Annotated in this window: 5 protein-coding genes; 2 read left to right on the top strand and 3 right to left on the bottom strand. The window is 69.0% G+C overall.

Translation table 11 applies throughout. The features are described 5' to 3' along the window. Nucleotides 1-531 precede the first annotated feature (531 nt). On the bottom strand, nt 532-2,466 hold the full coding sequence (locus BFF77_RS12945) for a YncE family protein (protein WP_066948069.1): 1,935 nt from the start codon (nt 2,464-2,466) through the stop codon (nt 532-534). 1,264 nt (nt 2,467-3,730) lie between these two features. Here BFF77_RS12945 and BFF77_RS12940 point away from each other — a divergent pair. Beyond that, on the top strand, nt 3,731-4,564 hold the full coding sequence (locus BFF77_RS12940) for a PIG-L family deacetylase (RefSeq protein WP_066948066.1): 834 nt from the start codon (nt 3,731-3,733) through the stop codon (nt 4,562-4,564). Between the two features lie 277 nt (nt 4,565-4,841). Further along, a complete protein-coding gene (locus tag BFF77_RS12935; protein ID WP_066948063.1) occupies nt 4,842-5,363 on the top strand; it encodes a hypothetical protein in 522 nt (173 codons plus the stop codon). A gap of 188 nt (nt 5,364-5,551) precedes the next feature. On the opposite strand, the gene BFF77_RS12930 is transcribed toward BFF77_RS12935, so the two are convergent. Both BFF77_RS12930 and BFF77_RS12925 read right to left on the bottom strand, forming a co-directional pair. Next, nucleotides 5,552-5,950, bottom strand: coding sequence for a RidA family protein (locus tag BFF77_RS12930; RefSeq protein WP_066948061.1), 399 nt, complete (start codon nt 5,948-5,950; stop codon nt 5,552-5,554). Next, the coding region (locus tag BFF77_RS12925) for an acyl-CoA dehydrogenase family protein (RefSeq protein WP_245703387.1) at nt 5,947-7,001 on the bottom strand (1,055 nt) is incomplete at its 5' end. The genes BFF77_RS12925 and BFF77_RS12930, both read right to left, overlap by 4 nt.

Genomic DNA, 7,001 nt, shown 5'->3' with positions numbered 1-7,001 from the left:
TCTCGTCACCCGCTCCACGACGAAGGCCCAGGTCAGCGATCGGGGCCTTTCTTGTTGTCTAGACCTCTTGAGGTACCGCGTGCCCTCCACGTGCCCCAGTCGCGCGATGGGGCTCCACGGAAAGGACCAGAGCGCGCCTCGCGGCATCCGCGCCAGTCCACTGGACCGGGCAACCGCCTGCCCTCCACGAGGGAGCGGGCGCCAAACAGGCTCGGGGGGCATCCCCAGCCCGACTCTTCCGCACCGAAGTAACCGTCCAAGAGCAAAGCAGTGGATGCTCACGCGACGACTGAGGGGCCACGCGTCTTCCGGACAGCTGTGAAGCCATCGGAACTCGCGCCTTGGGCTGCATCGTCTCGGGATGCGGCAGCGTCGCTGGTCGCCATGCCCGCCTCGAGTATCGATGACATGGTGAAGCCCCCGGCGACCGGGTGCGCGCCGCGCCGTGCAACGAACCTCGAAGGGCCCCACCGCGAGCGGTAGAGCCCTTCACCAAACATCGGCTCCGTGAAGTGATCCGGACGGAACGGCCTAGTTGGAGAAGTACAGGTATTTCCAAGAGCCATACGTCGTGGAGTTCACGGTGTCGCCGGACGACCCGTTGACGTACACCGACCGCATCCGCGCCTTGATCCCGGACCTCCCCGGCGCTTCGAGGGACACGGCCGACTTTCCGTTCGTGCCGAGCGCGAAGTACTCCGAGGCGGCGGAATACCACTTTCCGCCCGAGTAGACCTGCAGGTCGAAACGTTGCTTGCGCCCCTTGTAGTAAGACATGGTCGTGGTCAGCAGCGGATCGGTGCTCTTGTGGAACCAGTAGTACGACGTCGAGCCGATCTTGGCCGTCTTGTAGTGCTTGGAAACGGCGGTGGAGGCATTGACCCGGGCGTACGCCGTGGACTTGACCGTCCTGGGCGCGATGCGGGTGTCCCCCTTGAAGACCGCGGTGACTTCCGTGTCCCGCGTCATGTCCACCGTCGCGGAGATGTTGCCGCTGGAGTTGACCGTCCCGGTCTTCAGCAGCTTGTTGGGCTTGTCGCCGCCGAAAGGGTTCGCCCAGATCTCGACCGTGCGGTTCTTGTACGTCGAACCGAGGTGCGCGGTAAAGGAGACATCGGTGCCGTAGTTGTAGACGCTGCCGTTCTTGTTCAGGGTCAGCGTCGGCTTCGTGAGAGGAACCGTGACCTTGTCGGACGCGCTGACCGCCAGGTGCGCGGCGTCGCCCGCGTAGGCGACCTTGTACGTGACCGTGCCGCCGGCCAGCGGGGTGTCCGTGAAGGTGTACGAGCCGTCCGCCTTCGGCGTGAGAGCGGGCAGCGACTTGCCCTTGGGGCTCTCCAGGTCGGAGCGGGTGAGCTGCAGTTTGGCGCCACTCGGCAGCGGCACTGTCGCCGACAGCTTCCCGGTCACGGTGAGCTTGCTGCCGCGTGTGGCGGTCGACGGTGCGTTCACCGTCAGGCTCGGGACGTTGAGCGTTGGGTCGGTGAGCGCCTTGAGGGTGTAGCCGCCGGGCGAGCTCACGAGCGCGAAGATCCGGGAGGCGTCCGGGGCCCAGGCGAGGACGGAGGTGTCGGCGGCGTATGTGCGGATCGGCTTGGTCGCGCCGGGCCGGTAGACCGACACCTTCGCGTCGCTGATCTGGGCAACCAGACCGTTCGGAGCGATGTCCGCGCGCTGCCCGGCCGGGTAAGCGCCGGCAGCGGTGAACTTCTCGTCTGCATAGGCGTGCCGGTCCGTGCCGCCGACCAACACCTGCGGGGAACCGGGCACGAGGTCGATGTCGCTGACATAGTTCAGCGAGTAGTCGCCGTTGTGCCAGGCGGTCACCTGGGGCGTGGCGCCGGAGACGTCGACGACGGCCATCAGGTCCTTGGTCATGTCGAAGAAGTCGGTCGCGCCGACGGCCAGCAGTCCGGGTGCGGACGGGTCGGAGTCGAGGAACGGCCCGCCCCCGACTCCGGAATCACGGGAGAGCTCTCCGAGCGTCACCGGATCCGTCCCATCGGCCGGGTCGACCGAGCCCAGGTTGCCGTGGCCGTTCAACTGGTCTTCGTAGGTGAACCAGGCCTTGCCCCCCGTGAATTCGACGTACAGCGGGCCGATACTGGTGGCCACCGGGTATCGGGCCTTGATGTCGAGGGTGGCCGCGTCGAGGGCCACGATCTCGTGGCTGACCCGCGCCGCCGCGTACAGGGTGGTGCCGTCGTCGGAAAGAGCCAGGTCGAAGATCCCGTCGATGCCGCTCACCGAGTCGAGAAGTTTGCCGCTGTAGTCGGCGGCGATGATCCTGTCGTTCGTGTCGTCGCCGACGAAGACCCGTTGTCCGATGCCGTCGACGACGATGCCTGCGGGCGAGCCGATGGTCACGGTGACCGCCGACGCGGGACCGGCCGCGGCGACACTCAGTACCACCGAGCTGAAGAGGACCGCTAGCGCTGTCGCGGTCGAGATGCTGCGCGTACGCACAGTCGTTTTACCCCCACGAGAAACCCCGGTGGATGACCGGGAGATGAGAGCACCGCGCAGCACCCGGATGTATCCGCGGAGCGGGTGACGCGGGGTGCGCGGCTGCTACTGGGCAGCGTATGACATGCAAGTGACAGATGAGGGGGGAGTTTCCCGCGCGGAGAAGGCGCGCTCACCCGAGGGGGTCAGGCGAGGGCGCCCGGAGCGGCCACCGTGGGAGGTCGTCGCCGCATCTCGGGCCGGCCTCCCCCATGGTCAAGGCCGCGCTCCGCGCTTGAGCCTTCCCCAGTGCGGTGGGCCACGCATTCTCGGCGGGCGACGGCGGCCCCTCGGACGCCGGCACCATCACCGCATTCGAGCCTCTGATCAACCGTCTCACCCTGCCCCCTCGCAGGAGGCTGTGCCACAGCGTGCCAGTAGGGGCGGTAAACAGCGGTCATCAAAGGAGCCCACGCGCCCGGTCAGGCTGAGCGTTGACGCACATCCTCACAGGTCAGTGGCTGTACACGCATTTCAGTATCGGGTGATTCCCAAACTCAGAGCGTGAGTTCGATTCTCGTCACCCGCTCCAAAGAAGCCCCAGGTCAGAGACCTGGGTTCGATTGTTTGTCCAGTATCTCTCAAAATCTGCGCGTAGTTCCGCCCGCCATAAGTGCCCTTCGGGGGAGCCAGGTTGGCAACTGGGCAGCGCGTCGGGAGCCGGGTGGGGAGCACGAGCCGGCGGGCGGCGCCGGCCGAGCCCGTGCCGGACACGGGCCTACTGGCATGCGGCGCAGCGGAAGGCTGCGTCATTGGCGCCGGCGCCTGCGCCGGCGCCCCCGCGGGTCAATACACCTAGGCCCTGTCCGGCGGATCTTCGCGGGTCCGCGACGCCCGGCACGGCACCTCGCCGCGTTGTCGGAGTCGTCCAAGTACGTCCAAGTACGTCCGGTACGAGAACGATCCTCCGCCTCGCGATGCTCCCCCGTGGCCTGAACGGCACGGGAGGTACCCCCTCCACCGAACGCCGGGGCCCGATCCACGAAGATCCGCCGGACAGGACCTAGTACGCGTAGACACGTCGGCGCCTGGAAAGCCGAGGTAGCCGCGCCGGGAACAGCCGACCCGGTCGACACGGTTGCATCGACCGAGGGACCGGCGCCGCACAGGCGGGGAACGCGGAGACCACGAGGTCGTCCGCCCCACCTGGATCCGGGTTCTCGGGGTCGCGGTACGCCCGCCGTGCACTCGGATCAAGACGTATCTCTGCAGGAGGACTTGTTTCATGACCGACCGGCCCCTGACGCTCATGGCAGTACACGCCCACCCTGACGACGAGGCCACCGGAACCGGTGGGGTCCTCGCGCGGTACGCGGCGGAAGGCATCCGCACGGTTCTCGTGACGTGCACCGATGGCAGCTGCGGCGACGGACCGGGAGGTGTCAAGCCGGGCGATCCCGGTCACGATCCGGCGGCCGTCGCCTTGCTGCGCCGCCAAGAACTCAAGGCGAGCTGCGACGTCCTGAAGGTCAGCGATGTGGAGATGCTGGACTATGCCGACTCCGGAATGATGGGCTGGCCGAGCAACGACGCCCCCGGATCCTTCTGGCAGACCCCCGTGGAGAAAGGCGCCGCCCGGCTTGCGGAACTCATGCGGCATTACCGACCCGATGTGGTCGTCACCTACGACGAGAACGGCTTCTACGGTCACCCCGACCACATCCAGGCGCACCGCATCACCATGGCGGCGCTGGAGATGACCGCGCTGACACCGAAGGTGTACTGGACGACGATGCCCCGCTCGATGATGCAGCGGTTCGGGGAGACAATGCGCGAGTTTCATCCGGACATGCCGGAGCCGGATCCTGCCGAGGCCGCCGCGATGGCCAAGATCGGCCTCCCCGACGATGAGGTCACCACGTGGGTGGACACCACCGCGTTCAGCGGTCAGAAGTTCGACGCGCTGGCCGCACACGCCAGTCAGGGCGAGAACATCTTCTTCCTCAAGATGGGCAAGGAGAGGTTCGGCGAGCTGATGGGCATGGAGACCTTCGTACGCGTCCAGGACGCCACCGAGGCGGCCGTACCCGAGAACGATCTCTTCGCCGGACTACGCTGATCCGCCCGCCCGACCGACCGGCCGGGAAAGCACATCAGCCTCAGCGGACCTACCCTCCCCCCTCTCACTCCGAGGAGCCGCCACATCCAGGTGGACCAGCGCCCAGTTCCCCGACCGGACCGACCGTCTCCCAGGACTCAGCACAACGGGGCCGTGCCACAACGTGCCAGTACCGTCGGTACACAGCGGCCACCAGGGGCTTCACCGAAGCCTTGAATGAACGGCCACAAACGAGCATCACCCCAGGCCAGAGGCCGTTGTCCAGCCGAAGTTCGGGGTGATTCCCAGGCTCAGAGCGCGAGTTCGATTCTCGTCACCCGCTCCGCATGAAAGCCCCAGGCCGACGGCCCGGGGCTTTGTCGTTGCCCGGCCAATTCAGGCGCTGTCGGCCGAGGTCACCCTCGACAACGACGCCGACAGCACCGCGGTCGAGGACTGGCTGCGCGGACGCGGCGACGCCCCCGCCAGCAACCCGCTGCCCACCCCGTCGGACGCCGCCGAGGCGCTGAGCGACGACGCGGGGCCCCTCGAACGCCTCCTGCACGACAAGGGCAAGCTCTCACGCCTCGACTACAAGGCGAACACCGACTGGTGGAACGCCTCGCTCGGCATCGGCTTCGGCATCTCCGCCGGACAGGTCAGCCTCGGCTTCAAGCTCTTCGGCATCGACATCACCCACGAGAGCAAGACACAGACCATCACCGGCGACCCCACCTATGCCACGGGTCCGCAGAGCGGCGGCGCCCGCCCCTGGGTCGAGTGGAAGAACTGCACCCAGACCACGCCCATCACCGCCTGACCGGAGCCGAGTGCCGTGGGCGGGCTGGGGGCTGCGGCAGCCGGCCCACGGCACTCCGCGGCCGGAGGTCGGCGGTCGGCGGTTTCGCCGCCGGAGGTCGGCGGTTACGCAGCCGGAGGTCGGCGTCTCCGCCGCCGGCCGTGCCCGTACCCACGGGGGGACGGGCACGGCCGGCCGTGGTGAACCGGTCAGGGCAGGACCGCGATACCGTCCAGCTCGACCAGCGCCTCCTCGTCCCAGAGCCGCACGACTCCGATCACCGCCATGGCGGGATAGTCACGGCCCGCCAGCCGGCGCCAGACCGCGCCCAGTTCGGCCGCGTGGGCGCGGTAGTCCGCGACATCCGTGGTGTAGACGGTCACCCGGGCCAGCTCGTGCGGCCCGCCGCCCGCCGCCGCGAGCGCGGCCAGCAGATTGCCGAGTGCCCTCTCGAACTGGGCGGGAAGAGTCCGCCCCACGATTTTCCCGTCGCCGTCGAGCGCGGTCTGTCCGGCCAGCAGGACCAGCCGACCGCCGGTGGCGGTGACGGCGTGCGAGAAGCCGGTGGCGGGCGAGAGCCCGGCGGGATTGACGCGCTCCAGACTCATACGGCCCGCTCCCCGGCCGGCGCGGACTCCACATGCTTCGGTTCCACGGGCTCCGGACTCGTGCGCTCCGGCCTCGGGCGCTCCGGTCGGGCGCCTTCCGGCCCGGCGCGCCCCGGCTCCGTACGCTCCGGGTCCGTACGACTCGCGCTCGTACGCCCCGGATCCGCGCGCTCCGGGTCCTCGTGCCCCGGGTCGGCGCGCTCCGGGTCCAGGCGCTCCGGACTCGGGCGCTCCGCGCTCGCGCGGCGTTCCTTGTACAGCTCCTTGGCGATGATGGTGCGCTGGACCTCGCTGGCGCCCTCGTAGATCCGAGGCGCCCGCACCTCACGGTAGAGATGCTCCAGCGGATGCCCGCGCTGGAGTGCGCGGGCGCCATGGAGCTGGACGGCGGTGTCCACGACGAACTGCGCGGTCTCGGTGGCGAACAGCTTGGCCATCGCCGAGCGGCGCGGCACATCGGGCGCGCCCGTGTCGTACGCCTCGGCCGCCGCGTGGACGAGCAGCCGCGCCGCCTCCGTACGTGTCGCCATCTCCGCGACCTGGTGCGCGACCGCCTGGAGATCCTTCAGCGGGCCGCCGAACGCCGTGCGCCGGGCGGTGTGTTCGAGCGTGGCGTCCAGAGCGGCGCGCGCCATGCCCACGGCGAAGGCGCCGACGCTGGGACGGAAGAGGTTCAGGGTGTCCATGGCGACGCGGAAGCCATGGCCCTCCTCGCCCAGGACATCCTCGCGGGTCACGGGAACGGCGTCGAAGACGAGGGCGCCGATGGCGTGCGGCGCGAGCATCTCGATCGCGCTGCCCGTCAGTCCTGGCCGGTCGGCGGGTACGAGGAAGGCCGTGATCCCCCGTCCCCGGGCTCCCTCGCTCCCGCCCGTGCGCGCGAAGACGGTGTAGAAGTCGGCCTCGGGAGCGTTGGAGATCCAGCGCTTCTCACCGGTCAGCAGCCAGCCGTCGCCGTCAGGATCCGCCCGCAGGGCGAGCGCCGCCGCGTCCGATCCCGCGCCGGGCTCGCTCAGCGCGAACGCGGCCACGGCGCGGGATCGGACGCGGC

Origin of the sequence: Streptomyces lushanensis (genome assembly GCF_001700515.1) — a bacterium.
Classification (GTDB): Bacteria; Actinomycetota; Actinomycetes; order Streptomycetales; family Streptomycetaceae; genus Streptomyces; species Streptomyces lushanensis.
Note: the sequence above shows the minus strand (reverse complement) of the source record. Positions and strands in the feature narration are given on the sequence as shown.

Bases quoted from the DNA above. Each gene is read 5' to 3' on its own strand.
- BFF77_RS12940 (WP_066948066.1), top strand. From the start codon at position 3,731: ATGACCGACCGGCCCCTGACGCTCATGGCAGTACACGCCCACCCTGAC.
- BFF77_RS12930 (WP_066948061.1), bottom strand. From the start codon at position 5,950: ATGAGTCTGGAGCGCGTCAATCCCGCCGGGCTCTCGCCCGCCACCGGC.